Genomic DNA, 25,506 nt, shown 5'->3' with positions numbered 1-25,506 from the left:
TCAGGGTGTTACCCGTAAAACATGCCAGTACACACTATGATTCCGCGGCTTACCCCCGCAGACAAGGCAGAAAAAATGCCAAAAAAGAACCACTCAGCATGTACAATGGCAGTGCGTACTGCACCCGAATGATGCTGACTTAACGAAAAGTTACATTCAGAAATTACAGCTTATCCAGCGACAATCTGCTGAGCACTATCCGGCAAGAGTGTTCCCTTTCAGGGCAGGCGGTCAGGCGGTTTAACGGGGAAATAGTGCACAAAAATACGCCAGGACACATTTCGTAAATTATTCAAATTAATCCATGTCAAAAAATTACTTAAAAGCTCTCGCCAGTTGTCATTTTATGCGGTAATCTGAATTTCGTATCAGCGGTTAATTTTAGATAAACAGCTCATTACGGTGGTTTCTGCGTATTTATTCGTGCTCCGTAAAACAGTTTATTAATGGCTGATTATCCTCTTTCTGTTCTGTCATCTGGCTAGCGGCAATTCTGTCGTAAGGACTTTGAAGGAAACTCTGAATAATGGTCAAGTCTCAACCAACTCTGAGATATATCTGGCGGATTGTTCCTGCCATTGCATTAGCAACGTTACTCTCAGCATGCAGTACCCCGGCTAATAATACAGCCCGGATCGAGAAGCATGAAGTTAACAACCGTAGTGGTTTTTTACTTCAGGCGTCTCAGGATGAATTCGAACAGATGGTTCAGAGTGTGGATGTTAAGTCCCGCATTATGGATCAGTACGCTGACTGGAAAGGCGTACGCTACCGGATGGGCGGTGACACTAAACGCGGAATTGATTGTTCTGCCTTTGTTCAGCGGACATTCCGTGAGCAGTTTGGCCTTGATTTACCACGTTCTACTTCAGGTCAGCAGTACACGGGTTCTAAAATTTCACGAAATAAACTGCGCCCGGGGGACCTGGTTCTGTTTCGTGCCGGCTCTACCGGCCGCCATGTCGGTATTTACCTGGGCAACAATAACTTTGTCCATGCATCTACCAGCAGTGGTGTAATGATTTCGAGCCTGAATGACAGTTACTGGAAAAATCGCTACCGTGAAGCCAGACGGGTACTGAGTAACAGCGCCCACAGTTGATATTGTCAGGCCTTCCGAGTCTTTAGCCAGACAGAAACGCTGCTTTTAAGCAGCGTTTTTTTATGGTTATTTTTGTCTGTGACTACTGCGGGAAATTCTCAGCAATCGCTACCCCGTTATTCTTCAGACAGCAATTTACCGTGGCTTCATCGGTGCTGGCAACCAGCAGGCAGGCTGTACCGCGCCACTCAATAACGTTACTGTCCGTATCGACCTCTGCCAGCATTTTTTGTAGTGCTAACATCACCTGCTCAGATTGCTGCTCCTGAGAATCCAGCAGTTCAAAAATAACCACATCTTCACCACGACCGGAATGCACTACCTCGCTCACTGTGAGAGCTGAAGGCATCGCAGGTGACCAGTGATAGTAATCAGGTAACCGGTGTATAACCGATAACTGCTGCCTGTCCAAATAATCTCTCCCCGCAAACAGAAGTTCATCCGGTCCGCGTTCCGTAACCGGCAGGAAAATAACTGTGGATATTCCGCTGCCTTAACAAAGATCGCCTGTCACCGGCTGACTGATAAAAACAATCACAAACTGATGATTATTTTTATCACTTTAACTACAAATTATAAACAATAAAATAAAATCCCGCCCCACACACAGGAGGCAGGACGGTGACTCAGAGGAAGAATTAGCGCAGAGTATGACGGGATGCAAACCAGAATAATAACAGCGATAAGCTGGCACAGCTGGCAATCATCACTGCCATTGGCCAGGCTGAAGAAAAACTAAACAGTGACAGGATGGCACCGGTAACAGCCCCCACCCCAAAGCGTAATGTCCCGGCAAGAGAAGAAACAGTACCGGCGATATGCGGAAACTCATCAAGTATCACCGCCATGGCGTTGGAGGCCACCATTGATACGCAGCCGATAAACACAGCAACCCCCAGTACCAGCGGATAAAATCCAAGACCGACAGCACAAACCACTAATAGCCATATCCCGCTGATAAACTGAATAATAAGCGCAATTCTGAACAATAATAACGGACCGGCCAGCCGAACCATACGGCTATTAATCAGGGTCATCAGAAACAGAAATACGATATTCAGCGCAAAGTAATACCCGAAATGCTGCGGAGAAACATGGTACAGCGTGATGTAGACAAAAGGCCCCGCATTAAGGAACGCGAACAGCCCGGCAAACGAAAACCCGCTGGCCATCATCAGACTGAAAACTTTTTTATTACGGAACAAAATAATAAAGTTGCTGATAATAGTACGCAGATGCAGAGGCTGACGTTTATCTGCCGGTAATGACTCGCTGATCCCAAAAATTACCAGCAAAAAACCGACAGTTGCCGCAATCGCCAGTGCCCAGAAGATGGACTGCCAGTTTCCGGCCAGCAGTAACCAGCCCCCGAGGATAGGTGCCATCAGGGGAGCCAGGGTGGTAATCAGCATCATAATCGACATCATACGTGAGAAATCTGCACTGGAGTAGCTGTCCCGGATAATGGCATTGATTACCACCCCGGCCGATGCTGCCGCAAGACCATGCACCAGTCGCATCCAGATCAGGTGGTCAATCGTCCCCGCCATGGCGCACCCGGCAGCGGCAAGAATAAATATCAGTACCCCGGGTAACAGCACCGCTTACGGCCAAGGCTGTCAGATAATGGCCCGTAAAACAGTTGTCCGACGGCAAAACCCAGAATATAGGCGTTCAGCGTCATCTGAACCTGACCGGAAGGTGCCAGAAATTCGCTGGCAATCTGTGGCATCGCAGGAAGATACATGTCGATAGACAATGGCATCAGCATTGCCAGCAAACCCAGAATAACTATCAGCCTCAATTTCTCTCTCCGCACAGGGGACTATCAGCCTGATTATTTTCGCTGCAATTCTGCAGGTAAGCCTGCACTGTCAATTTCCTCACGACTTAATTCACGATACTCACCGGGTTCAAGAGTGTCATCCAGAACGATGTCACCAATTTGCTGACGATGCAGGGCAACCACATGATTCCCTGTGGCAGCAAACATACGTTTTACCTGGTGGTAACGCCCCTCACTGATGGTCAGCAAGACTTCCGTCGGTGTCAGTATTTCCAGTGAAGCGGGCTTAGTCGGTTGTTTATCCCCGCGTAATTCAATGCCTTTCTTAAACTGCTCTGTCGCCTGTGCATCCAGCGGATTTTCCAGAGTAACATGATATGTTTTCTGGCAATGATGACGAGGAGAGGTGATACGGTGTGACCATTGGCCATCATCGGTCAGTAATACCAGCCCGGTGGTATCGATATCCAGCCGCCCTGCTGCATGAAGTTTCCATGCCATTGGCTCTTCCAGAAAGTAGAGAATTGTCGGGTGATCTTCATCTTCTGTCGCGCATACATAACCCTGCGGCTTGTTAAGCATAAAATAACGGGGCCCGGATTGTTGTTGCAGGCTGTTACCTTCATATTCGACCTGATGTTCCGGTTTAATTTTGAAAGCGCTGTCCTTAACAATCTCGCCATCCACAGTGACTTTCTGTGCACGAATTTCACGTGAGGCAATGGCCCGGCTTATTTCCAGTTGTTGAGAGATGAATTTATCGAGTCGCATGAATTTCTTTTTGCCTGTAGCAGCGAAGGGAAAATACAATGACGCTTATCGTCATGTTCAGTCTTCCAGTATAACGTGAACCTGAGCTGGCTGTCAGTGACGATATATCGTCGATTGTATACTCCTTTTAAAAAGTGATGTTTATGTCTTTTACTCTGCGCCCTTATCAGCAGGAAGCGGTTGATGCAGCTATCCGCTATTTTCGCCACCATTCGCAACCTGCGGTGATCGTACTGCCTACCGGCGCGGGGAAAAGCCTGGTGATTGCCGAACTGGCCCGTAAAGCCCGCGGACGGGTACTGGTGCTGGCTCATGTTAAAGAACTGGTGGCGCAAAACCATGCAAAATATCAGGCGCTCGGCCTGACGGCCGATATTTTTTCTGCCGGCCTGCAGCAAAAAAAGAGCCGGCAGAAAGTAGTTTTCGGCAGTGTGCAATCCGTTGCCCGCAACCTTGATGCCTTTGATGCTGAATTTTCTCTGGTGATTGTCGATGAATGCCACCGGATCGCCGATGATACAGACAGTCAGTATCAGACTATCTTTAGCTTTTTGCGGCAGCGGCGTCCGGATCTGAAGCTACTGGGACTGACAGCCACCCCTTTCCGGCTGGGGAAAGGCTGGATCTATCACCTTCATTACCACGGGATGGTTCGCGGTGATGCACAGGCTATGTTCTATGAGTGTATCTACGAACTGCCCCTGCGATACATGATCAAAAATGGTTATCTGGTTGAACCACAGCGGCTGGATATGCCGGTGGTGCACTATGATTTCTCGGCTTTATATGCCGCTAATCAGGGGCTGTTCAGTCAACGAGAGATGGATAAACAGCTGCAACAGCAACGCCGGGTGACGCCGGCCATTATCCGCCAGATTATCGAACTGTCGGAAGAGCGGCTGGGGGTGATGATTTTTGCTTCAACAGTGATGCATGCCAAAGAGATCCTCGGTTTATTGCCGGAACAGAGTGCCCTGATCAGTGGAGATACCCCGGCAAAAGAGCGCGATAAAACATTACAGGCATTTAAGCAACAACAGATCAAATATCTGGTCAATGTTTCGGTACTGACCACCGGATTCGATGCCCCCCATGTCGATGTCATTGCGATACTGCGCCCGACAGAATCTGTCAGTCTGTATCAGCAAATTGTCGGGCGTGGCCTGCGCCTGTCACAAAACAAAAAAGATTGTCTGATCCTCGATTATGCCGGTAATCCTCATGACCTGTTCAGCCCTGAAATTGGCAGTCCGAAAGGCTCCGCTGATAACCAGCCAGTGCAGGTGTTCTGCCCTGCCTGCGGTTTTGCCAATACTTTCTGGGGAAAAACAACCTCCGATGGCACGATTACCGAACATTTTGGCCGGCGCTGTCAGGGGATTATTGAAGCCCCTGATCAGCCACGCCAGCAGTGTGATTTTCGCTTCCGCTTCAAATCCTGCCCCCGGTGTAATGCAGAGAATGATATTGCGGCCCGGGTATGTCATCAGTGCCAGGGTATTCTGGCTGACCCCGACGATATGCTGAAAGCGGCACTCAGGCTCAAAGATGCCATGGTCCTGCGTTGTGCGGGAATGACATTACATACAGGGCAGGACAGCCGGGGTGAATGGCTAAAGGTTATTTACTATGATGAAGATGGCAGCGAAGTCAGCGAACTGTTCCGTTTGCACACCGCCGCACAGCGACATATTTTCGAATTACTGTTTATACGCCACCACCATAAAGCCCCCGGCACTCCCCTAAGCTGGCAACATGCGGTTGATTTGCCTGCCCTGAGCGATGCTTTCCGTTATCCTGATTTTATTGTTGCCCGTAAAAAAGGTCATTTCTGGCAAATCCGTCATAAAGTATTTGATTATCAGGGGCGCTACCGTAAAGCGAATCAGTTACGCTGATGGCGGGAAACCGCTGAATTTATTTGCCCGCCACAGGGGAAGCGGCTATAATGCCGCGCACTTTTACATTCGGTAAAAGTACATTCAAGATAACCTTCTGTTGCTGGGTCGCCTGTAGCAGAATTACAAAGAGAAATTAAGATGTTCACTATCAACGCAGAAGAACGTAAAGAGCAGGGTAAGGGTGCGAGCCGCCGCCTGCGTCGTACAGCTAACAAATTTCCGGCTATCATCTATGGCGGAAACGAAGCAGCTGTCGCTATCGAACTGGACCATGATGTTGTTATCAACATGCAGACCAACCCTGAGTTCTATTCTGAAGTTCTGACCCTGGTTGTTGCCGGTAAAGAAACTAAAGTTAAAGTTCAGGCTGTTCAGCGTCACCCGTTCAAGCCAAAACTGCAACACATCGACTTCGTTCGCGCGTAATTGCCCGATCAGTCAGTAAAAAACGCCGGGTAATACCGATCTGTCAGAGCTGACATTAACGGTTAAACGATCAGGCGGTTGTATAAAAATCCGCAATCTTTTACAAGGTTGCGGATTTTTTTATGCTGCTAAGTCAGGCGACGCAGCCGTGTCTCCGTTTGCTCAGCCAGTATTCTCCGGGGTCTGAGCCCCTGCCCCACCGTTGCTGACCGCAAACGTTGTTCCGCAACTTACCATCAACCCGCCAGCCTGATTCCGGGGTCAGCGGAAAGCTGCCACAGAGGGCAGAAGACAGAGTGCGGGAAAAAGAGACCGCAACACGGCAGGTTACGGCTTCTTTCTGACGGTTAACTGACAAATATGACGCGTAATCGCGCGTTTTTAGACAGTTATTTATTGTTTTCTCCGGTACGGCGTTGCAGCTGATCACGCAAATTCGGTGGCGTTCCTTTGATGGTCAGCGTATCCGTTGCCGGATCCCAGAAAATACGCTCACCCAGTAACATCGCATCAAAGCTGAGTGTCAGGCCGCCGCCACTGCCGGAAAATTTAGTTAACTGCCGCAGGGTACTGCGATCGGCAGGGAAACTCTCTTCCAGCGAATACTCCTGCTCGCGGGTAAAGGTTTCAAAACTTTTATCGCCCATCGCTGGCAGTTCGCCAGACAGTTCCTGAACTGTAATTTCTTCCCCGGCTTGCAGCTGCTGGTTACAGTAGCTGTAAACCTGCTGACGGTATTCCTGTCGTTGCTGTTTTCCCAGGCTGGCGTCTTCACAATAATCGTCCACTGCCTGCAACAGTCTGCGGTTCTGTGCTTTGGTGTCCAGCCCGACACTGGCCCCGAGGAAATCCATAAAGAAATCAGAGACTTTACGGCCAACACGCCCCCGTAAAAAGGTCAGGTAGCGTAATGATTCAGGCCGGGTTTCCCATTCGGTCAGGTCGATCCTTGCCACAATATCCGCATGGTTAATGTCAAGATAGTGGGTGGTACTGATATCCAGTGTTTCGTTAATCCGCATACTGCTCTGGCTGTTAAGTACTGAAATCAGAAGATATTCTGTCGCCAGGTAACGGTAACGGGCAAACAACACTACACCGCCATCGGCAAAAGGATATTTCGCCAGTTCATCACGTAAACGTCCGGTGGCCGCACGGCTGAAGGCTAAAAAATCCTGAGAACCCTTACGGCATTCACGTAATGTGTCAGCAAGTTCACTGTCTTCATTAAACAGACCATAGGCTTTATTTTTAGCACTGTAGACACGATGTAGCTCTTCCAGCATATCAGCAACGGCTTCGCTGGCTGTCAGTAATGAATCGCGTAACACCAGCTCCAGTTGATCTTCACCACGTTTAATCAACTGATGGACGACAATCTGGTCAATATCCAGACTCATGGTAGACTCTCCTTCTCAATCAGGTGCGTATTCAACCATTGCCCTGCCCGTCTTTCAATGCTAATCCGCATTTAAGCTGCAGGGTGACCAGAAAACGATGGTGCAGGAAAATCGTGAAAACCGGGCCACAATACGCTACAACAGTATTTAACAAAAATGCGCGGATTATTAAGTTAAACAGACAATAAAATTGCAGAAAAAAAGTGGCGTTTGCAGTAGAATGTCCGCCTTTTACGACTTAGCAAACTGATATTATGCCTCAATCATCCCGATATAGTGACGATCGCGTGGAACAACTCCTCGCCCAACTGGCAGAAGTGCTGGAAAAAGATCAGGCCCCGACCGACCTTTCCCTGATGGTGTTAGGCAATATGGTGACGAATCTGATTAACTCCAGCGTTGCACCGGCACAACGCCGCTCGATCGCCCGTACCTTCGCGGAAGCCCTGCAGGCTTCGGTACGCGAAGATCATGCACACTAAAGATATGACCCGATCAATATGGTAAACAACCAGCAGCGCTACAGGGAAAAAGTCTCTCAGATGATTAGCTGGGGCCACTGGTTTGCCCTGTTTAATATCTTTTTTGCACTCATTCTCGGTAGCCGTTATCTGCTGGTCACCGACTGGCCGGCCTCGCTGGCGGGCAGAATTTATGCTTACTGTAGCTGGATCGGGCATTTCAGTTTTCTGGTATTTGCCGCCTATTTACTGGTGATATTTCCGCTGACGTTTGTCGTGATGTCGCAGCGGCTGCTGCGGGCACTGTCGGCAATACTGGCGACCAGCGGGCTGACGTTACTGCTAGTCGATAGTGAAGTCTTCAATCGTTTTCATCTTCATCTGAATCCCGTGGTCTGGGATCTGGTCGTCAATCCCCAGCAGAGTGAAATGACCCGCGACTGGCAGTTAATGTTTATTGCCGTACCGCTGATCTTTCTGGTGGAGATTCTTTTCGCCACCTGGAGCTGGCAGAAATTACGCAGCCTGAACCGGCGTAATTTCGGTAAACCGCTGGCGATACTGTTTATTGTCGCCTTCTTTTCCAGCCACCTGATGTATATCTGGGCGGATGCCAATTTTTACCGTCCCATCACCATGCAGCGGGCAAACCTGCCGTTATCCTATCCGATGACTGCACGCCGCTTTCTGGAAAAACATGGTTTACTTGACCCGCAGGAATATCAGCGCCGTCTGATACAGCAGGGTGACCCGGATGCCGTCTCGGTTGCTTATCCGTTAAGTGATATCAGTTTCCGGCAGAGCAGCACTCACCATAATCTGTTATTGATTACCGTCAATGCTATTAATGAAACGACGGTAGCCAGTGACTTCCCTGTACTGAATGAATTTGCCAGCCAGAATGTGCGTTTCACCAACCATTTCAGCTCCGGCACCACCGATGAAAACGGACTGTTTGGCCTGTTTTACGGTATCTCCTCCAGCTATATGAATGGTATTCTGGCAACCCGCACGCCGTCAGCGTTGCTCAGTGCACTGAACAGCCGCGGTTATCAGTTTGGTCTGTTTTCTTCTGATGGTTTCAGCCAGTCACTCTATCGCCAGGCATTACTGGCAGATTACTCATTGCCGGCGGCCAGGCCACAGACAGACCAGCAGACCGTTTCACAATGGCAGGACTGGCTACAGAAACAACAACATTCTGCCACCCCCTGGTTCTCCTGGGTGTCGCTGGATGGCATCAATAATGACGGCAATAGTGATAATGCGCGTCAGAAAAATTACCTGAATTCGGCTAAAGCCACCGACCAGCAGATTGGAGAGATACTCTCCCAGCTGAAAAAAAGCGGAGAACTGGATAATACCGTAGTTATTATTACTGCACGCCACGGTATGTCCCTGACCGACAGTAACAATAACCAGGATCGTCAGTTGCTGCAGGTCCCCCTGGTGGTCCACTGGCCATCGACACCCGCACAGTCAGTCACTAATCTGACCGACCATCAGGACGTCATGACAACCCTGATGCAAAGATTACTGCATGTAACCACCTCGCCGGAAGACTATTCTCAGGGTGAGGATCTTTTCAGTCCACAGCAGCAGCATCAGTGGGTGACCGGCAGTGATGACAGTAACCGGCTGATTATTACCACCCCGGCATCAACGCTGGTACTGGATAATCAAAGTAATTACACCACTTATGACACAGCAGGCAACGAACTGAAAAATCAGCGCCCTGAACTGGGACTGTTATTACAGGTGCTGACAGAAGAAAAGCGCTTTATCGCAAACTGATTATTAATGAGTCAGTTAGCATAACCGGATATTGCAATCTGCAAAATTATCCGTACTATGTGGTGGCAACAGTATCGGCACGTAGCGCAGCCTGGTAGCGCACTGTCATGGGGTGTCAGGGGTCGGAGGTTCAAATCCTCTCGTGCCGACCAAATCATTATTCTGTTAGTACCGGTTACTGATGGAAACCCCGCAAAAACCCGTATTCTCACTGAGTTTACGGGTTTTTTGTTGTCTGTTTCCGTAGTAATATCCATGCCGTGTCTCAGCGGCCCGCGAGCCCTCCTTCCTGTATCAAAACAGTTACCGCCATTCTTATACGCAGCTCTGCTGTCCGTGTGTAACGTTCAGCATCTGGTGCGGATAATCACAGCTGCAAGCAAAGTCATCAGCAGAGAATCAGAGGCCGAAAACCACTTATTCCATTAACCAGTAAGTTAACGTTGCCGCAGATTCGGGAGGTAACCATGAATATGAAAAATAATGACACCTTAATAGATTTCAAAGGAAAGCCGGGCCGGTTACTGTATTTCTCTTTCCTGACGTATACCCTGCTGACCCTGGCAGGGATTATCGTGCTGGCCGCAGCAACCACAGCTCTGTCAGACATCGAAAGCTATTTTTATATTGATTTTATCACGGCGGTAATGATTGCCTGGTTTTTATCCAAATCTCTGCGGACCCAGCCTTATGAGAGATACGTAGCGTTATTCAGAACCGGGTTATTTATTATATTTAACTGCCTGCTGGTTATTTTGCTCACCGGCCTCGACATATTATCTGCCCGCTGTTCACTGGTCATTGTCTCTGTTGTGTTTATTCCGGCCATTTTGCTTATTATTACCTCATTTAACGAGTTTATTTCCTTCATAAACTTTAACTATAAATCCGCCGTTAACCTGTCTTTAACCGACGAACTGACCGGACTGCCAAACCGAAGAGCGTTAAACTTTACTCTCAGGGAATTGGAGAAAAAAGCAGCGACGGTATGTATCCTTGATATTGACCATTTCAAACGTATCAATGATTCCTTTGGCCATAAAATGGGTGACAAAGTGCTGATTTCTGTCGGTCTGGCGCTCAGTGAGTTCAGAGACGAAAACGTTTCTGTCGCCAGGTCGGGGGGGGAAGAGTTTTGCCTGATCATTAAAGATAACGTTGACGCTAATCAGGTTATCAGCAGGGTAAAAAAATCGCTGTCCATTGATTATAATAACGATATCAAAATCACTATCAGCGCCGGAGTGGCATCTAAAGGACGCAACGAAAACTTCACTTCTGCACTGATTTACGCGGATGAAGCCCTTTACCGTGCCAAACGAGAGGGTCGCGACTGTATCGTATTTGCGGACAACGGAACGATTCAAAGATAATCGCCGACAACGACGCAAAAAATGCGTTATATCGCAAAAAAATGCTGCGTCCCCGCGGGTTAACTGCTAAATTACTGGTTATATAACCAGTAATGAGTGCCGCCATCATGTTTGTAGAATTAGTGTACGATAAACGCAATGTCGCCGGTCTGGAAAATGCCAGAGAGATTATCCTGGAAGAACTTACCCGCCGTGTACAACGTATTTTCCCGGAAGCTGAGGTCAGAGTAAAACCGATGCAGACCAACGGACTGAACAGCGATGCCAGTAAGAGTGACCGGGAAAAACTTAACCGGATGCTGGAAGAGATGTTTGATGAGTCGGATATGTGGCTGGTAAACGAATACTGATATTTTTACTGGCGACAGCAATACACTCCGGACCGCTCAGCCTGAAAAGTCCGCTACAATATCGTCTGTTACGGCTGCCGGTAAAAAACCGGGGATTCCCCCCGGCATTTCAGAAGGCTGCCCGCTTATTTACGGTCAATGGAGTATCTGCCCGGGCCGGTCAGCGCCAGTGCCAGGAAACCACCGGCAATACTGATGTTTTTATAGAAGTTAATCATGGCACCATACTGCGCCATTCCTGTCATATGCCAGTACTGATGCCCCATCAGGCCTGTTGCAACAGTATAAACGGCCAGCACTATCGCCAGCGGGCGGGTGTAATAACCAGCAATAATCAGAACACCAAAAACCAGTTCAACGACCACCGCAACTACCGCCGCGACAGCAGGTAAAGGCGCACCCACTGATGCCATATAACCGATAGTCGCTTCAAAACCCGCCAGCTTTTCCCAGCCAAAAATGACAAACAACAGCATCAGTAAAATACGAGTCAGTAACAGAAGAGCATCACGATATTTTTCCAAAGACAGATATTGCATATTAATTACCTCAGGGTTAATTGCTTATACCGCGGCTCTCCGCTGCGGAAAGTATATTGATAAGTATTGAAATTATTACGTTTCTTACATGAAATAAAGAGAAGGCAGGCTCAGGATCGTTCCGTGTTCTCTGGTGCACTGATGTTACATCAACCATATTGAACATCAACACAGCAGATTGATAATCACTGTCCCTCCTCAGGTGACAATAAGGGCTGGAAAAACTGCCGGGCCGGCTAACATGAACAGTACAATTCGTCAGTCAGCAAACAGGAATTAAACATATTACTTTCTAAAACAACACGTTAATAAATTCATTGATAAACTATCGGTGAAAATCAGAATAAATATTCCCCGGACAATAATCATCAGTATTTTTGAATAAGTTGAGCAGAGAATTATAAGAAGATAGATTGCCTGCCACAGGCTGCCTGTGCTTTCAGGCCGGGAGAATACCGTTCTGCTCACCGGAAGGGTGGCTGGCAGTAATATGCGGGCTGATAAATGCCAGTAATGCACGGATTACCGGGTTGTGCTGACGATGACCGGGATAGATGGCGTTCAGTGATAACCCCTGCGGGGTAAAATCGGCTAACACCGGAAGCAGTCTGCCTGCATTAATCGCGTCATTAACAATAAAGCGGGGTAATAATACCAGCCCTAACCCTGCTTCTGCAGACTCTCTGAGTACTTCCCCGTTATTACTTGATACCGGGCCGTTTATCGCAAAGAAACGGCTCTTCCCCTCAACCAGCAGGTTCCAGCCCGATGGCCCTGCGGTACCGTATCGCAGACAACGGTGACGGCTGAGATCGGCGGGAAGTAAGGGTATACCCGTCTGTTGCAGGTAGTCAGGACTGCCGCAGATAACCATCGGCAATATCCCCAGTTGACGGGCAATCATGCTGGAATCAGCCAGTGCGCCAATCCGTAATACCATATCGAAACCTTCGCCGATCAGATCGACAAACCGGTCATTAATTTCGATATGCAGACTGACTGACAAATGCTGATGCTGAAAACGGGTAAGCAAAGGGGCAATATGCCGCAACCCGTAGGTGTGTGGCAGACTGATCTTGAAATTTCCCACCAGCTGACTCTGGCGTAGCGATATCGCATCTTCAGCCTGACGGACTTCATCAAGAATACGGCTGGCATGTTGAAAAAATACCTGTCCGGCATCAGTCACTGATAAACTGCGGGTATTACGTACCAGTAGCTGCGCGGCCAGACCGGTTTCCAATGCACCGATCCGCCGGCTGACAAACTGTTTTGATAACATCAGCCGGTCTGCCGCTGCGGTGAAGCTGCCGGTATTTACAATGGCGACAAAAATACGCATATCATCAAGGGTCATGGTGTCGATCCGGAATATCGGTTTTCTGCCAGATTGTCCGGCTGCCTGCCCGGCAGTGTATCACCCTCCCCCGGGCTCTGTACTGACAGAAAAGATATTTCACACTTCAGCCCGGAAATATTGTTCCACCGGAATCAGGCTGACACTTATAGTAGGTTTTCCACGCCACTGACTGACAGGAAAAGAACAATGACTGACAGAATCAATAAGTTCGGACAACCCATCGGCCTGCCGGTGGATACCTGGCAACCCGCAAAGCTCCCTGAAGCAGTAACACTGACGGGCCACTATTGCCAGTTACAGCCGTTAGACAGCCAGCGCCATGAACAGGATCTCTGTCAGGCACTACAGTGTGAAACAGGCGGTGAATCTTTATGGACATATATGTTTTCAGGCCCCTTTACCTCGCGGCAGCACTTTCATGAATATATTCGCGCCGCTGCTAACAGCCGCGATCCATTCCATTTTGCTGTTATTGATAACGCTACCGGTAAAGCCACAGGCAGCTTGTCACTGATGAGAATCGATACGGCTAATGGCGTGGCAGAAGCCGGACATGTTATGTTTTCACCACAACTGCAACGTACTCCGCTTTCTACAGAAGCACAGTATTTACTGATGCGCTACGCATTTGACACTCTGGGTTATCGTCGTTATGAATGGAAATGCGACAGCCTGAATACACCTTCACGCAATGCAGCACTCAGGCTGGGATTCCGTTTTGAAGGTATATTCCGTCAGGCGATGGTGTATAAAGGACGCAACCGCGATACTGCATGGTTTTCCGTAACCGACGAGGAATGGCCCGGATTGCGATCAGCATTTACACAATGGCTGAGTGCAGACAATTTCGACTCTGCGGGGCAACAGCGTTATCCGCTACGTTATTTTCGCTCCGGCACGCTATAATTCTGCTGCCGGCTGAATCCGCCGGCCTGATTTTATTCCCGGAGCCGGTTAAGCCGGATAACTATGCTGATGTCTGCTGAGTTCCCTTCTGCCGTTACCGAAAATTTAGTCCTGCCTGACGGACAGTTTATCTGTCGCGCGGCTTTTTCTGCGTCATCTCCGGTTCTGGCCTGTGCTGCCTTTGATAGCGCAACCTTCAGTCCGCATCTGTACCAGCACTATAATATTCCCTGCCCGATGGCCATCAGCGGGGCTGCCCGTAAACGCCAGGCAGAATACCTGGCCAGCCGCTGGCTGGTCAGATCAATTGCCGCCAGCTACGGTATTAAAAATTTTATACTGACCAACAATCCTGATCGTTCGCCCCGCTGGCCCCCGGCCCTGACGGCATCCTTGTCACATACCAGCGGAATGGTATTTTTGCTGGCAGACCCGCAAAAGCGTCTGGCAGGAAACGATACGGAACAGTGGATGAACCGCCATACGACCAGCCAGATCAGGGATATCCTGATGGATAAAGAAGAAGGGAAGCTGCTGGCTTCAGTACAGTTACCCCCGGAGCAGGCAGTAACCCTGCTATTTTCTCTGAAAGAGAGTCTGTATAAGGCATTATGGCCGGAAGTCCGTCAGTATATCGACTTCCTGCAGGTAAGATTACTGACTATTGATGAAATGAACTCGACGGCCTGTTTACAGCTGAAACAGACTCTGTCACAGGACTATCCCCAGGGCCGCTGTTTTACTGTCAGCTATGCTATTACCCGGCAACGCGTATTCAGCTGGATCAGTCACTGATACACCATTACCCGGCACAACGAAACGTCATATTATAACGGTATTTTCCGGTCAGGGGATGTGAGCCTGGTTTCAGGGGTAAAATCCCGTGAAAACGCAGCCGGGAACGTCCCCCCCAGACCACGACATCCCCGTGTTCCAGCATAACTTTAGTCACCGGATCGCCGCGTTCAAAGCCTCCGAATTGAAATACCGCAGCCAGCCCGAGAGATACAGAGACAATCGGCTGACGCAGATCCTTTTCGTCTTTATCCTGATGTAACGATAACTTGCTGTCGACAGCATAACGGTTCATCAGACAGGAGTCTGGCCGAAAGCCGGTGAAACCGGCACTCAGGGCGGTAGTAATAGCGTATTTTCTTAAGTTATCAGGCATCAGCAACCCGCCATTAATCGGATGAGCGTCTGCGGGCCGGCCATACAGGCCACAATGGGTCATCGCCACCGACATCCGAAAACCGCCGGGGGTAATCCGGTGCTGAAAGGGACGCTGGCTGGCAATCGCCATAATCTGGTCGAACAGCCAGTGATCATCATGCCTGGCATAACGCCGCAGGATGACAGCGTCTTCTGCCAGTGCCTCCTGCCACGGGGGGGCGCCCTCAAAAAGATCCAGCATGGTTTATTATTACTCCGCAGAGGTTACTTTGCTTCAGTAAGCAAAAATGATTTAAACAACGGTGAGGCCCAGCTTTCAAATTTATCTCCGTTACGGGTAATAAGAAAAACAGCCAGATGCTGTTTCAGGGCCAGTGCTTTTGCTTTTTCCGTCCCCAGAACCATCAGTCCTGTATCCCAGCCATCAGCTTCTCCGGCAGTGGTGGCTATCACAGTTGCTGATGCCAGTTTATGCTCAATCGGGCGGCCGGTAGCAGGATCGATAATATGAGAGATACGCTGACCATCCAGCTCATAATAGTTACGGTAATCACCCGAAGTACTGATACCATGCCCCTGTAAATCCACTACTGCCTGTGCTTCATTTTCCAGATCCGTTGGCTTCTGAATGGCTACTCGCCAGGGTTTACCTTCTGCCGTATGCCCCCGCGAGAGCAACGCCCCCCCGACAGAAACAAGGTAGTTAGTAATTCCCTGAGATTCCATTAAACGGGCAAGATGATCGGTGGCATATCCTTCGCCCATGGTTGACAAATCAACATATAAATCAGGAAGATCTTTTTGTAACGCCTGGCCATCCGCCGTCTGAATGACTTTGAGATGTCTGAGTCCCGTCCGGGCTTTGGCCTGATCAATCTGTTGTTGTGCAGGAGTATGTGCCGGCATTTTTTCCGGACCAAATCCCCATAAATTGACCAGCGGCCCGACCGTAATATCCATTGCTCCGCCGGTTTTGGCACCGATACGCAATGCCATGGTAACAATATCGGCCATCGCTTCGCTGACCGGCCAGGGCCGGGTGCCGGTGTATTGGTTAAAACGCGACAGTGCCGAGTCAGTTTTCCAGGTTGAAAGTTCCTGATCATCATTATCCAGCTGTTGCTGAATAACCTGCTGTAACTGACTGCGGCGTGAGGCAGGTACATCAGCGACAGTCACACGCCAGACCGTACCCATGGTTTTACCTTCCATCACCAGATTCTGACCGGAGGAAGACGTTGCATTATCACAACCACTCAGGGCGAGTACCATACTCAGTAGTACGGTGCCGCAGCAAAGAACTCTCATCAAATTTATTTCCGGAATTATAAGCCAGGTTCAGCCGGAAGTTCACCAGCCACCACAGGGCAAAGACGCACCAAAATGAGGCGCTATACTAACAAAATGACTGCCGGGCCCCGTGAATATCCGTGCTATCTGCTGGCATAAATTTTGCTGTCAATAGAGTGAATAACCGGTGAAGTAATAATGAGGTACTGCAGATGAAGAAATTTTCGGCGATCGGTCAGCAGCTAAAGCAGTTATGGGCACAATGGTTATTGTCCGCGGTTTTTACCCAGGCAGGCTCGGCTCTGGAAGGAACCCATCGCCACTTATCCCGCCCATTAAACCGTGGCGGGAAAAGTGACAACAGGTACTGAGGATTCAGGCTACCCCGACAGGAAACAGGCAGCACATAACATTCGCTGCCTGTTTTTTATCAGAACTGATATACCAGACCAAGTGCAACAATATTATCAGTATTAATATTGGCCGCTTCAGTGAACTGGTTGTTTTTCAGCAGGTTGATCTGATAGTCAACATAGGTAGACATATTTTTGTTGAAGTAATATGTGGCGCCGACATCCACATAACGTTTCAGGTTCTGTGCACCGTATTTTTCCACACTGGTACCCCGTGAAGAAATAAATGCCAGAGACGGACGTAAACCGAAGTCAAACTGGTACTGGGCAACTAATTCCAGATTATCGGCTTTATCCGCATAACCGTAAGCGGTTGAATCGCTGCTGTTACCAAACCGGGTCGCATTATAAGAACGGGTATACATAGCCGCCAGATAAACATCGCCGTTGTCGAATTTCACACCGCCTGTATAGGCTTGTGCTTTATTACCTTTACCCAGAATGTGATTTTTATCAGCGCTGATATAGTTATTCTGTTCCGTGGTCCGATTGGAAGAGAACATCGCCGCACCCAGAGATAAGTCCGGACTAAGATCATAGCTGGCACTCATACCCCAGCCATCACCGTTCTGACCTAAGACATCACGGCCATTGGCGGTTTCACTGGAACTGCCATTTTTTCCCTGGTACTGCACTGCAATCTTCAGGCCGTTAATCAGTCCCCAGAAGTCTGAATTACGGTAAGTCAGCAATCCGCTGGAACGCTGGAACATAAAGTTATCCGAACCGTAGGTATCGCCGCCAAATTCCGGCAGTACATCCGTCCAGCTGGCAATATCATACACAACACCGTAATTACGGCCATAATCCAGTGAACCGTCATTATCAAATTTCAGCCCGGCAAAACCATAACGGGTATAGTTGTCAGCACTGCCCTGGGACTCAGCATTATTCACGGCGACCTGATATTCCCATGCGCCATATCCTGTCAGTTGATCTGAAATTTGCGTTTCGCCTTTAAAACCAAAACGCATATATGACTGATCACCGTCTGAGCCATTATCCTTTGAGAAGTAGTGTAAGCCGTCAACTTTGCCAGACAAGTCTAACTTGTTACCGTCTTTATTATAAATTTCGGCTGCACTGGCTGATCCTGCAGCCATGAGCAGTGCCGGTACCAATAGTGAAAGAACGCGAAGTTTCATGTTATTACCCTCGAGTGGGACCCGTAACGTCAGAGACTGACTCAGGAAAATTATATAAAAGTAAAGCAAGTGTTTTCTTAAGTCATGTTAATTCAGGATAAGAAATAATCTATCCGCAAAATGATACTAAACAGACGAAAATGCTTCAATTTATTTCTAAATAATTTCAGAATGTAAACCTTGCGGAACTTTTTCAAACCAGGCACCACTATTAATGAGCACTAAAGGTTAAATCAACAAAAAAATTATTCCGGTAAAGAATTAGGCACTAATTGTCAAAGAGTTAAATGTTCTTGTAAATGCTTTGATGTTAAAAATAACCGCACTGAATGATAAATAAAAACGGGGTGACGGGAATATAATGTCAATTGCTATCATCATTTATTTTATTATTACCTTCATTCACCCCGAATGATTATTGTCTTAACATTCCCTGCCGGACTTCGCGTCCGGTTTTTTTTGCCCAAAAAACAGTCTGATAATTACTCCCCCCCTGCCCTGACTGACATCTTATTTTGTGCCGGTCAAATAATTAATATCTTTTAATAATTATCCTGCGCGATAAATATCACTTAACGAAATTAAATAATGATTAATATTACTCATGATTAACGATGGTTTTTCAGCCTCACGGCTTCTGCCGACAGAATTTATCAGCGTCCTGATAACCGGCAGCTGACTTCAGGATGTTCAGTACTGATAGTTATAAGATGTTATCCGTGCTGGCGCTTGTCAGGAGCCGATTGCCGGTGCCCGTATCAGCGGTAAGTTATTTCGGGACGCAGCTTTACTTCCTCACCTATTGAGGATATTTTTAGCGCACAATAGCGTCTGCCATTACGGACCTGGATAAGTCAGTGGCCTGGTATCAGCCCGGCAAAACAGGTTACCCTGTGCGGTACTTCGCTGATATCCATCGTCACAGTCCATCTTTTGTGGGAGCGATTCCACATTACCTCAGGTTCAGAAACTTTTATGTCCGGAAAAAATAATTCGCCGCTGTCAGGTCATTTACTTAAATTTCTTATTTTTTTCAACGTGATAGTTATTGCTATTATCATCAGCGTTATCTATGACAGCCTGGGTACCCAACTGCATCACCAGCAGACTCTGGTAGAGAATTTTGCACGCTCAACACAACTGCGCATTGATAACTACCGGTTTGCCACCTGGCAAATATACGGTAATCAGACCTCCGCTGATGATGCTACCGACGATGATAGTGCCACCCTGCAGGAAACCCGCTTGCGGGCTGATGTCTACGCCCCGGCGCAAGATCGCCATAAAACAGAAGCACTGATTTTTGGCTCTCATGACAGTAATACTCTCGCCAGCGCCCGCAGCGCGACCGATTTCCTGGACAGTTTCTGGGCATTAAAGAAAAATACCTGGTCAATGTATTACCTGAATGGCCAGGATAACAGCCTGACGATGATATCCACTCTGCCACTGAAAGATATGCTGAGCCGCTATAACGGTGAAAGCATTACCGGACTGGTTTCCGCACGCCGGGCAGAAATGCTGCAACAGGCAAATACCCTGGATGAGCGCGAAAGTTTTTCCGGCCTGCGGCATTTACCTAACAGTAATGACTACTACTTCACATTAAGAACCACCTTTAACCAGCCGGGCCACCTGGCCACGGTACTGGCATTTGACCTGCCGGTGGATGACTTACTGAACGGTGATTTGCGTCCGGAATGGTTAACTTTTCATAATACAGAGAACCTTAACGGTAATAATGATACCCGTAACTCAGACAGCCTGAATCTGGCGACCACCTCCGTTGATCTGGTCGCCCCGTTAAATGCTTCACCGATGACTATTACCTATCATCTGCCGGTGATGGTATTACTGCATCAGGCTCTGCAGGGATCTTTTTTAACTTTATCCCTGTCGCTGCTATTACTGATGCTCTCGGTAGCCGGCAGTTTCTGGCTGCGCCGTGTACCTGCTCCGGCAGAAGAATCACCTGATCCGGAAACAGATTTACTGCGTCAGATGAATAAAGAAATGGTAGACAGTCTGCCGATAGGTTTCCTTATTTATGATTTCAATACCCGCCAGGAAGTGGTGAGTAATGAAAAGGCCGCTCAGCTGATCCCTCATCTCAACCTGCAGAAAATTATTACGCTGTCAGACGGTGATCGTGGCGTGTTGCAGGTAACTGTTAACAATGAAGTCTACGAAGTCAGACACCAGCAAAGTCAGTGTTCCCCTCAATACTGCTTCTTTATGATCCGTAACCAGGACAGGGAGATCCTGGTGAATAAAAAACTACAGCACGCCCAGAAAATTCTCGATCAAAACCACCAGATGCGGCATCAGTTACTGGAAAATATCGGTAACGCTTTTCGCCAGCCTCTGCACCGGTTACTGCAGCGTCTGACTTCCCTGCATGGCCAGCTGGATGAACCCGGCTGGCAGCAACTGATCGATTCAGGCGAACATCTGGTGCGGATGACCGGCAATATTATTTTGCTGACCCGGCTGGAAAACCGGCAGTGGTCAGCAGACCTGCAGCCTTTCTGTCTCCAGCAACTTATTGATGACATAGTGAGCACTTTACTGCCATCAATTAACCAGCGTGGTCTGGAAATCATTGTCAGTAATTTACGGCCTGCGGACGAAATTCGTCTCGGTGACCGTAACCTGTTACGTGAAATTCTGCTGACACTACTCTGGTACTCCTTCGGAACGACCCATTGGGGTAAAATATCTGTCAGGATCAGCGCAAGCCCGGAACATACTGATCGACTATTGATAAATATTGTAGATACTGGTCAGGGTCTGAATAAGACAGAATTAGCCAATGCCGATTTTCCGTTCAGCGGAGAAGTCAGTACGGTCAATGATGAAAAATCAAACAGTATGGATTTGTTTTTTTGTCGCCAGTTTTGCCAGACCCTGAACGGAAAGCTGGATATTATCTCTAAACCCGGTATCGGCAGCCATTTTAGTCTGTTGATGCCTCTGCCGGTTCAGCAACAGGGAATCGATCAGGAAGAAAAAATACTGGATGGAATAACAGTATTGGTGGATGTGGTGGTTGATGATATCTATAAAATTGTCAGTCGTCAGTTAGAGTTCTGGGGAGCAAAATGCCTGATAGCTGACGACCGGGTGCCGGGCCAGGACTATGATTTTCTGCTGACTGATGTGCCCGCCAGACTGAGCGGATGGGCACTGCTGATCACCGGCTCAGAGCAGGGTTATACTGCGATTAATGCGCAACAGTACCGGGTGAATTATAATCTGAACCAGGCATTTCTGGATGCGCTGTTATTACTGATTGAGAAACAACTGACTAAGGACGAGACGGAGGAAGCTCCTGAGAGCAACACGGGCGATATGCTAAAAGAACCCGAGTACTTTCAGATATTTAAGGACACAGTGCCCGATGATGTCGAAAAATTATATCTTGAAATTTCTGATAACGATTATGCTGCGCTTGCCCTGACTGCTCATCGTCTGAAAGGCGTTTTCGCGATGCTTGGCCTGCAGGATGGCAAAGTATACTGTGAACAGTTGGAGCGTTTGATTGAAGAGCGCGATGATTTAAACATTAAAAATACCACCAGTGATATCGAACACTACGTGAACTCACTGCTGCAGTAAGGTAGCTAAAAAAAATGGATAACTTAAACGTAATTATTGCCGATGATCATCCGATTGTTTTATTCGGGATCCGTAAATCTCTGGAACAGATAGACTGGATTAACGTCGTCGGTGAGTTCGAAGATTCAACCACACTCATCAATAACTTATCTAAGCTCGAAGCCAATGTCCTGATCACCGACCTGTCGATGCCGGGTGATAAATACGGCGATGGGATCACTCTGATTAAGTATATAAAACGTCATTATCCGGATTTGGCGATCATCGTGCTGACGATGAACAACAACCCGGCGATTCTCAGTTCGGTACTGGACCTGGATATCGAAGGCATTGTACTGAAACAAGGTGCTCCCACCGATTTACCTAAAGCTCTGGCCGCCCTGCAGAAAGGTAAGAAGTACACTCCGGAATCTGTTGCCCGGTTACTGGAAAAAATCAGTGCCGGTGGCTACGGAGACAAACGTCTGTCACCGAAAGAGAGTGAAGTACTGCGCTTGTTTGCTGAAGGTTTTTTAGTAACAGAAATCGCCCGCAAACTGAACCGTAGTATTAAAACCATCAGTAGCCAGAAAAAATCTGCCATGATGAAGCTGGGTGTGGATAACGATATTGCCCTGCTTAACTATCTGTCTTCTGTCAGCGCAACACCACCAAAAGACTGATTATCTGAGCAGCCTCGTGCCCTGAGGCAGAGGCTGCTGTTCTCTGTACTGAAATGAAAAATCCAGCCAGTTACGCCTGCGATGGTCGGGACTTTCTGACCTGCTCTGTATAACTGCGCAAGCTTACTTTCAGCTCCTGTAATGTGACTGGTTTTGATAAACAGTCATCCATTCCCGCCGCCAGACAACGCTGTTTCTCATCAGCCAGCGCATTGGCTGTGACGCCGATCACCGGCCGCTGATAGCCCGACTCACGCAAGGTCTGTGTCAGCGTATAGCCATCCATATTCGGCATATTGACATCACTGAGCACAATGTCCGCATCAATGCGTTTCATCACGTTCAGAGCATCCACCCCATCCTGAGCCGTTTTTACCTGGTATCCCAGGGTGTGCAACTGGCCGGACAACAGCATCCGGTTAATCGGATGATCGTCCACCACCAGGATAAGAATATCTTCATTGGCACTATTATCACCATTATCCGGGGTCTGCTCTGTCAGTAATTTCACTTCACTGACCGGCCGGTAAATGCGGCGCAACAGTTCCGGCAACTCATGGGGCATCGAAGTGGTGATCAGCCATACTCCTGGCCTGATTTCACTCGGGAAATCCGTGTGCTCACTGCTGAAACAGATACGTGCTTTACAGGCAATATCGGCAGTATCGTCACAGTCGGTCAGCCAGATATCCTCCGGGGTTAACTGCTGTTCTGTGGTCAGCAGCGTCACCGATAATGCCAGTAACTGGCGTCGCAGATAATCGGCAAAACAACGGTTTTTCAGGGAGAGATATATCCGCCTGCCTTTGAGATCACTGGCTGCCGGTGTCCATAGTCCCTGATATACCGGCAGACGCACCGTAAACTGGCTGCCCATACCCGGTTCTGATTCCACATCAATATCGCCATCCATCATATTGATCAGTTTTTCACAAATAGCCAGTCCCAGTCCGGTTCCCTGGAAATTACGTTGTACTCCGGTGCCCACCTGAAAGAACGGGTCAAACAAACGCAGTACATCGCGGGCGGGTATCCCTACCCCCGTATCACGTACCCTGAATGCCAGGTACCCCTGTTGCTGATAGACATGAAGTACGATAACCCCGGTATGGGTAAACTTAATCGCATTACTGAGCAGATTAGAGACAACCTGCTGCAGGCGCATGGCATCGCCAAACAGGGCGGTCGGAATATCATGTTCGATCAGGCAATACAGGGTCAGGCGTTTTTTTACCACCAGGGACAGGTAGTTAGAGATAATATGTCCCATCATCTCATGGGGGGAGAATGTCCCTGGTTCAATTTTTAACTGTTCAGATTCAATCTTGGAAAAATCAAGAATATCGTTAATGATCTTCAATAAAAGATCTGATGAGTTCGTCATCGCACTGACCAGTGCGTCTGAATTTTTCGGCAGTTCGCGGGTTTTCAGTAAATCCAGATTACCGATAATACCGTACAGAGGCGTACGCAGTTCATGGCTGACGGTAGCAAGGAACATAGATTTTGACTGGCTGGCCTGTTCCGCTGAGTCGGCCATTTCCTGCAGAGACTGCTCCATTTTTATCCTGGCACTGACATCCACCAGTACGCAGATAGCGACATCTTCATTACGGTAACGGCTATGGACAAAACTGATTTGCAGGTTAGTGTTAGAGCCGGTCAGCACATCCACAAAATTCACCTGCTGTCCGCCTATAATTTCTGTCAGCCGCAGTTTATCTTCGGCCGTCAGCAGCGTCAGATAGTCATGTGCCAGTTCGTTACTCAGAATATTACTGCCATCACTGGTCCGCAGGATACAGATGCCGACCGGTGCAGAGGCTACAATCTTCCGGTTAAACTGCTCATGTTCCTCCAGACGCAGTGCATTATCTTCTGCTGGCAGTAACATCCGCCGTTCAAAGATGATCGTCAGTGCAATAAGAATTAATGCGCTGAAAATGTTCAGCAGAATGGCATTGATGATCATCAGTTTCATCTGATTAAACAGCAAACCGGTCGGCAGAGAATAGATAATACTGAAAGGGCTCGGTGACAGTGACTGCTTCAGTATTAACTGGCTATAGCCATTAATATAGCCAAACCACTCCCGGCTGTCGGGCAGCGATTCGAAACTATGGCTGCTGATACTGCTGTCCGTGGATAACACCAGCTGATCATCATCATTAACAATCGACGTAGCCACCGGGGTACTGCCCGGGGTAACCAGCTCATCCAGCCGTAAGTTTTGTTCAAAGCTCAGCAAAGCGACCTGCTGATTGCCCGTATACACCGGCATCATCATATAAAATGCCCCGACGCCCGGCTGATTCCCCGCCGTGATCCAGTAGACAGGGTTACGTTGTTCTGCCGCAGAGCTGTTATTAAATCTCAGCACATTTTCCTGCAGGGAATTCATGCCGGAGTCACTGCTGACTTCGCTGGTTGTAAAGGAAAACGTCGCCAGACAATTACTGCCATTATGCAGCAGAAAAATCCGGCTCATTTCATAAGATGAGACATACTGGCTTTCCCAGTAATGCAAAAAACCGCCCAGCGTGGATAACGTAGTCCGCCAGCCTGTATCGACGCTGCTGCAATCATCGTCACTGAACAACGGTGAAAACTGAGGCGAGTAATTTTTGCTGCTGCTCAGGGTAAAAGAGTTATCATCGGGGCTATTATTTAACTGCCCTTCGGTAATGTATTTCAGTTCCCGCATCGCTTCATTGGAATGGGCGATATACCAGCCGGCCAGACTGTAGTTGCCGGAAAGCTGTTCCCTGATATCCGATTCCTTTTCATGTAACACATTCAGCAGGTAAAACGCGCTCAGTAACCCACCCAGCAGCCAGAGCAAGAGTGCCAGTATGCGAAACAGATAACGAGAAACCCGTAGCGTGGTACGAAAAGAGACAAGATATTTCACTGGAAACTCACTGCAGTAAGTCGGAACGAACAAAACGATGAATGGGGTAACCGGCTCATCAGTACAAAGTGACAGCAACCGCTGACGGGCTTAAGACTATCACATACATTTTAATTTTACAGAGA

General features: G+C 48.3%; 21 protein-coding genes, 1 tRNA gene and 1 pseudogene. 13 read left to right on the top strand and 10 right to left on the bottom strand.

Annotated features, from left to right (window positions below):
- Positions 1–526: 526 nt before the first annotated feature.
- Positions 527–1,102, top strand: coding sequence for a bifunctional murein DD-endopeptidase/murein LD-carboxypeptidase (mepS, locus tag JK198_RS05365; protein ID WP_212707184.1), 576 nt, complete (start codon positions 527–529; stop codon positions 1,100–1,102).
- Between the two features lie 82 nt (positions 1,103–1,184).
- Here mepS and JK198_RS05360 read toward each other — a convergent pair whose 3' ends face one another.
- From JK198_RS05360 to rsuA, 3 genes and pseudogenes are all read right to left on the bottom strand, one after another.
- Positions 1,185–1,514: a hypothetical protein gene (locus JK198_RS05360; RefSeq protein ID WP_212707185.1), complete on the bottom strand. Its 330-nt coding sequence runs from the start codon at positions 1,512–1,514 to the stop codon at positions 1,185–1,187.
- 226 nt (positions 1,515–1,740) lie between these two features.
- Positions 1,741–2,921 (bottom strand): annotated as a pseudogene (locus tag JK198_RS05355) (Bcr/CflA family multidrug efflux MFS transporter).
- An 18-nt stretch (positions 2,922–2,939) separates the two neighbouring features.
- A complete protein-coding gene (gene rsuA / locus JK198_RS05350) occupies positions 2,940–3,659 on the bottom strand; it encodes a 16S rRNA pseudouridine(516) synthase RsuA (protein WP_212707187.1) in 720 nt (239 codons plus the stop codon).
- A 143-nt stretch (positions 3,660–3,802) separates the two neighbouring features.
- Here rsuA and JK198_RS05345 point away from each other — a divergent pair, with 143 nt between their 5' ends.
- The gene (locus tag JK198_RS05345; protein WP_212707188.1) at positions 3,803–5,557 is read left to right on the top strand and encodes a DEAD/DEAH box helicase family protein; all 1,755 of its coding nucleotides are present in this window, start codon (positions 3,803–3,805) and stop codon (positions 5,555–5,557) included.
- A 141-nt stretch (positions 5,558–5,698) separates the two neighbouring features.
- Positions 5,699–5,986: a 50S ribosomal protein L25 gene (gene rplY / locus JK198_RS05340; RefSeq protein WP_212707189.1), complete on the top strand. Its 288-nt coding sequence runs from the start codon at positions 5,699–5,701 to the stop codon at positions 5,984–5,986.
- 389 nt (positions 5,987–6,375) lie between these two features.
- Here rplY and yejK read toward each other — a convergent pair whose 3' ends face one another.
- Entirely contained in the window at positions 6,376–7,386 is a 1,011-nt protein-coding gene (yejK, locus tag JK198_RS05335) for a nucleoid-associated protein YejK (protein ID WP_212709960.1), read from the bottom strand.
- A gap of 254 nt (positions 7,387–7,640) precedes the next feature.
- On the opposite strand from yejK, the gene JK198_RS05330 reads away from it, so the two are divergent.
- The 5 genes from JK198_RS05330 to JK198_RS05310 all read left to right on the top strand — a co-directional run bounded on the left by JK198_RS05330 (position 7,641) and on the right by JK198_RS05310 (position 11,364).
- Positions 7,641–7,868: a YejL family protein gene (locus JK198_RS05330; protein ID WP_212707191.1), complete on the top strand. Its 228-nt coding sequence runs from the start codon at positions 7,641–7,643 to the stop codon at positions 7,866–7,868.
- An 18-nt stretch (positions 7,869–7,886) separates the two neighbouring features.
- Positions 7,887–9,641, top strand: coding sequence for an LPS biosynthesis-modulating metalloenzyme YejM (gene yejM / locus JK198_RS05325; protein WP_212709961.1), 1,755 nt, complete (start codon positions 7,887–7,889; stop codon positions 9,639–9,641).
- A 75-nt stretch (positions 9,642–9,716) separates the two neighbouring features.
- Positions 9,717–9,793 (top strand) — tRNA-Pro (locus JK198_RS05320).
- Positions 9,794–10,108: 315 nt separating this feature from the next.
- Entirely contained in the window at positions 10,109–11,014 is a 906-nt protein-coding gene (locus JK198_RS05315) for a GGDEF domain-containing protein (protein WP_212707193.1), read from the top strand.
- Positions 11,015–11,121: 107 nt separating this feature from the next.
- A complete protein-coding gene (locus tag JK198_RS05310) occupies positions 11,122–11,364 on the top strand; it encodes a DinI family protein (protein ID WP_212707194.1) in 243 nt (80 codons plus the stop codon).
- A 125-nt stretch (positions 11,365–11,489) separates the two neighbouring features.
- Here JK198_RS05310 and JK198_RS05305 read toward each other — a convergent pair whose 3' ends face one another.
- Complete coding sequence (locus JK198_RS05305; protein WP_212707195.1) at positions 11,490–11,903, bottom strand: DoxX family protein; 414 nt, start codon at positions 11,901–11,903, stop codon at positions 11,490–11,492.
- Between the two features lie 439 nt (positions 11,904–12,342).
- Positions 12,343–13,260, bottom strand: coding sequence for a LysR family transcriptional regulator (locus JK198_RS05300; protein ID WP_212707196.1), 918 nt, complete (start codon positions 13,258–13,260; stop codon positions 12,343–12,345).
- Between the two features lie 189 nt (positions 13,261–13,449).
- Here JK198_RS05300 and JK198_RS05295 point away from each other — a divergent pair, with 189 nt between their 5' ends.
- Together JK198_RS05295 and JK198_RS05290 are read left to right on the top strand one after the other, a co-directional pair.
- Positions 13,450–14,169, top strand: coding sequence for a GNAT family protein (locus JK198_RS05295; protein WP_212707197.1), 720 nt, complete (start codon positions 13,450–13,452; stop codon positions 14,167–14,169).
- A gap of 63 nt (positions 14,170–14,232) precedes the next feature.
- A complete protein-coding gene (locus tag JK198_RS05290) occupies positions 14,233–14,964 on the top strand; it encodes a 4'-phosphopantetheinyl transferase superfamily protein (RefSeq protein WP_212707198.1) in 732 nt (243 codons plus the stop codon).
- A 7-nt stretch (positions 14,965–14,971) separates the two neighbouring features.
- On the opposite strand, the gene JK198_RS05285 is transcribed toward JK198_RS05290, so the two are convergent.
- Together JK198_RS05285 and apbE are read right to left on the bottom strand one after the other, a co-directional pair.
- A complete protein-coding gene (locus tag JK198_RS05285; RefSeq protein ID WP_212709962.1) occupies positions 14,972–15,583 on the bottom strand; it encodes an alpha-ketoglutarate-dependent dioxygenase AlkB in 612 nt (203 codons plus the stop codon).
- A 23-nt stretch (positions 15,584–15,606) separates the two neighbouring features.
- Positions 15,607–16,650, bottom strand: coding sequence for an FAD:protein FMN transferase ApbE (gene apbE, locus JK198_RS05280; RefSeq protein WP_212707277.1), 1,044 nt, complete (start codon positions 16,648–16,650; stop codon positions 15,607–15,609).
- 194 nt (positions 16,651–16,844) lie between these two features.
- On the opposite strand from apbE, the gene JK198_RS05275 reads away from it, so the two are divergent.
- On the top strand, positions 16,845–17,003 hold the full coding sequence (locus tag JK198_RS05275) for a hypothetical protein (RefSeq protein ID WP_212707200.1): 159 nt from the start codon (positions 16,845–16,847) through the stop codon (positions 17,001–17,003).
- Between the two features lie 59 nt (positions 17,004–17,062).
- Here JK198_RS05275 and ompC read toward each other — a convergent pair whose 3' ends face one another.
- Complete coding sequence (gene ompC / locus JK198_RS05270; protein WP_212707201.1) at positions 17,063–18,190, bottom strand: porin OmpC; 1,128 nt, start codon at positions 18,188–18,190, stop codon at positions 17,063–17,065.
- A gap of 975 nt (positions 18,191–19,165) precedes the next feature.
- Here ompC and rcsD point away from each other — a divergent pair.
- Both rcsD and rcsB read left to right on the top strand, forming a co-directional pair.
- Positions 19,166–21,808, top strand: a complete 2,643-nt coding sequence (gene rcsD / locus JK198_RS05265; protein WP_212707202.1) for a phosphotransferase RcsD — start codon at positions 19,166–19,168, stop codon at positions 21,806–21,808.
- 14 nt (positions 21,809–21,822) lie between these two features.
- Positions 21,823–22,470 (top strand): response regulator transcription factor RcsB, encoded by a 648-nt coding sequence (gene rcsB / locus JK198_RS05260; RefSeq protein WP_212707203.1) that lies wholly within the window; start codon positions 21,823–21,825, stop codon positions 22,468–22,470.
- 70 nt (positions 22,471–22,540) lie between these two features.
- Here the strand turns inward: rcsB and rcsC are convergent, their stop codons facing one another.
- The gene (gene rcsC / locus JK198_RS05255) at positions 22,541–25,381 is read right to left on the bottom strand and encodes a two-component system sensor histidine kinase RcsC (protein WP_212707204.1); all 2,841 of its coding nucleotides are present in this window, start codon (positions 25,379–25,381) and stop codon (positions 22,541–22,543) included.
- Positions 25,382–25,506: the final 125 nt, after the last annotated feature.

The sequence above is a fragment of the Tatumella sp. JGM91 genome, assembly GCF_018257575.1.
Classification (GTDB): domain Bacteria; phylum Pseudomonadota; class Gammaproteobacteria; order Enterobacterales; family Enterobacteriaceae; genus Tatumella; species Tatumella punctata.
The sequence above is the reverse complement of the archived record's forward strand: the minus strand, read 5'-3'. Positions and strand labels throughout refer to the sequence as shown.

Coding starts and splice junctions, on each gene's coding strand:
- mepS (WP_212707184.1), top strand. CDS start 527: ATGGTCAAGTCTCAACCAACTCTGAGATATATCTGGCGGATTGTTCCT.
- rsuA (WP_212707187.1), bottom strand. CDS start 3,659: ATGCGACTCGATAAATTCATCTCTCAACAACTGGAAATAAGCCGGGCC.
- JK198_RS05345 (WP_212707188.1), top strand. CDS start 3,803: ATGTCTTTTACTCTGCGCCCTTATCAGCAGGAAGCGGTTGATGCAGCT.
- rplY (WP_212707189.1), top strand. CDS start 5,699: ATGTTCACTATCAACGCAGAAGAACGTAAAGAGCAGGGTAAGGGTGCG.
- yejK (WP_212709960.1), bottom strand. CDS start 7,386: ATGAGTCTGGATATTGACCAGATTGTCGTCCATCAGTTGATTAAACGT.
- JK198_RS05330 (WP_212707191.1), top strand. CDS start 7,641: ATGCCTCAATCATCCCGATATAGTGACGATCGCGTGGAACAACTCCTC.
- yejM (WP_212709961.1), top strand. CDS start 7,887: ATGGTAAACAACCAGCAGCGCTACAGGGAAAAAGTCTCTCAGATGATT.
- JK198_RS05315 (WP_212707193.1), top strand. CDS start 10,109: ATGAATATGAAAAATAATGACACCTTAATAGATTTCAAAGGAAAGCCG.
- JK198_RS05310 (WP_212707194.1), top strand. CDS start 11,122: ATGTTTGTAGAATTAGTGTACGATAAACGCAATGTCGCCGGTCTGGAA.
- JK198_RS05305 (WP_212707195.1), bottom strand. CDS start 11,903: ATGCAATATCTGTCTTTGGAAAAATATCGTGATGCTCTTCTGTTACTG.
- JK198_RS05300 (WP_212707196.1), bottom strand. CDS start 13,260: ATGACCCTTGATGATATGCGTATTTTTGTCGCCATTGTAAATACCGGC.
- JK198_RS05295 (WP_212707197.1), top strand. CDS start 13,450: ATGACTGACAGAATCAATAAGTTCGGACAACCCATCGGCCTGCCGGTG.
- JK198_RS05290 (WP_212707198.1), top strand. CDS start 14,233: ATGCTGATGTCTGCTGAGTTCCCTTCTGCCGTTACCGAAAATTTAGTC.
- JK198_RS05285 (WP_212709962.1), bottom strand. CDS start 15,583: ATGCTGGATCTTTTTGAGGGCGCCCCCCCGTGGCAGGAGGCACTGGCA.
- apbE (WP_212707277.1), bottom strand. CDS start 16,650: ATGAGAGTTCTTTGCTGCGGCACCGTACTACTGAGTATGGTACTCGCC.
- JK198_RS05275 (WP_212707200.1), top strand. CDS start 16,845: ATGAAGAAATTTTCGGCGATCGGTCAGCAGCTAAAGCAGTTATGGGCA.
- ompC (WP_212707201.1), bottom strand. CDS start 18,190: ATGAAACTTCGCGTTCTTTCACTATTGGTACCGGCACTGCTCATGGCT.
- rcsD (WP_212707202.1), top strand. CDS start 19,166: ATGTCCGGAAAAAATAATTCGCCGCTGTCAGGTCATTTACTTAAATTT.
- rcsB (WP_212707203.1), top strand. CDS start 21,823: ATGGATAACTTAAACGTAATTATTGCCGATGATCATCCGATTGTTTTA.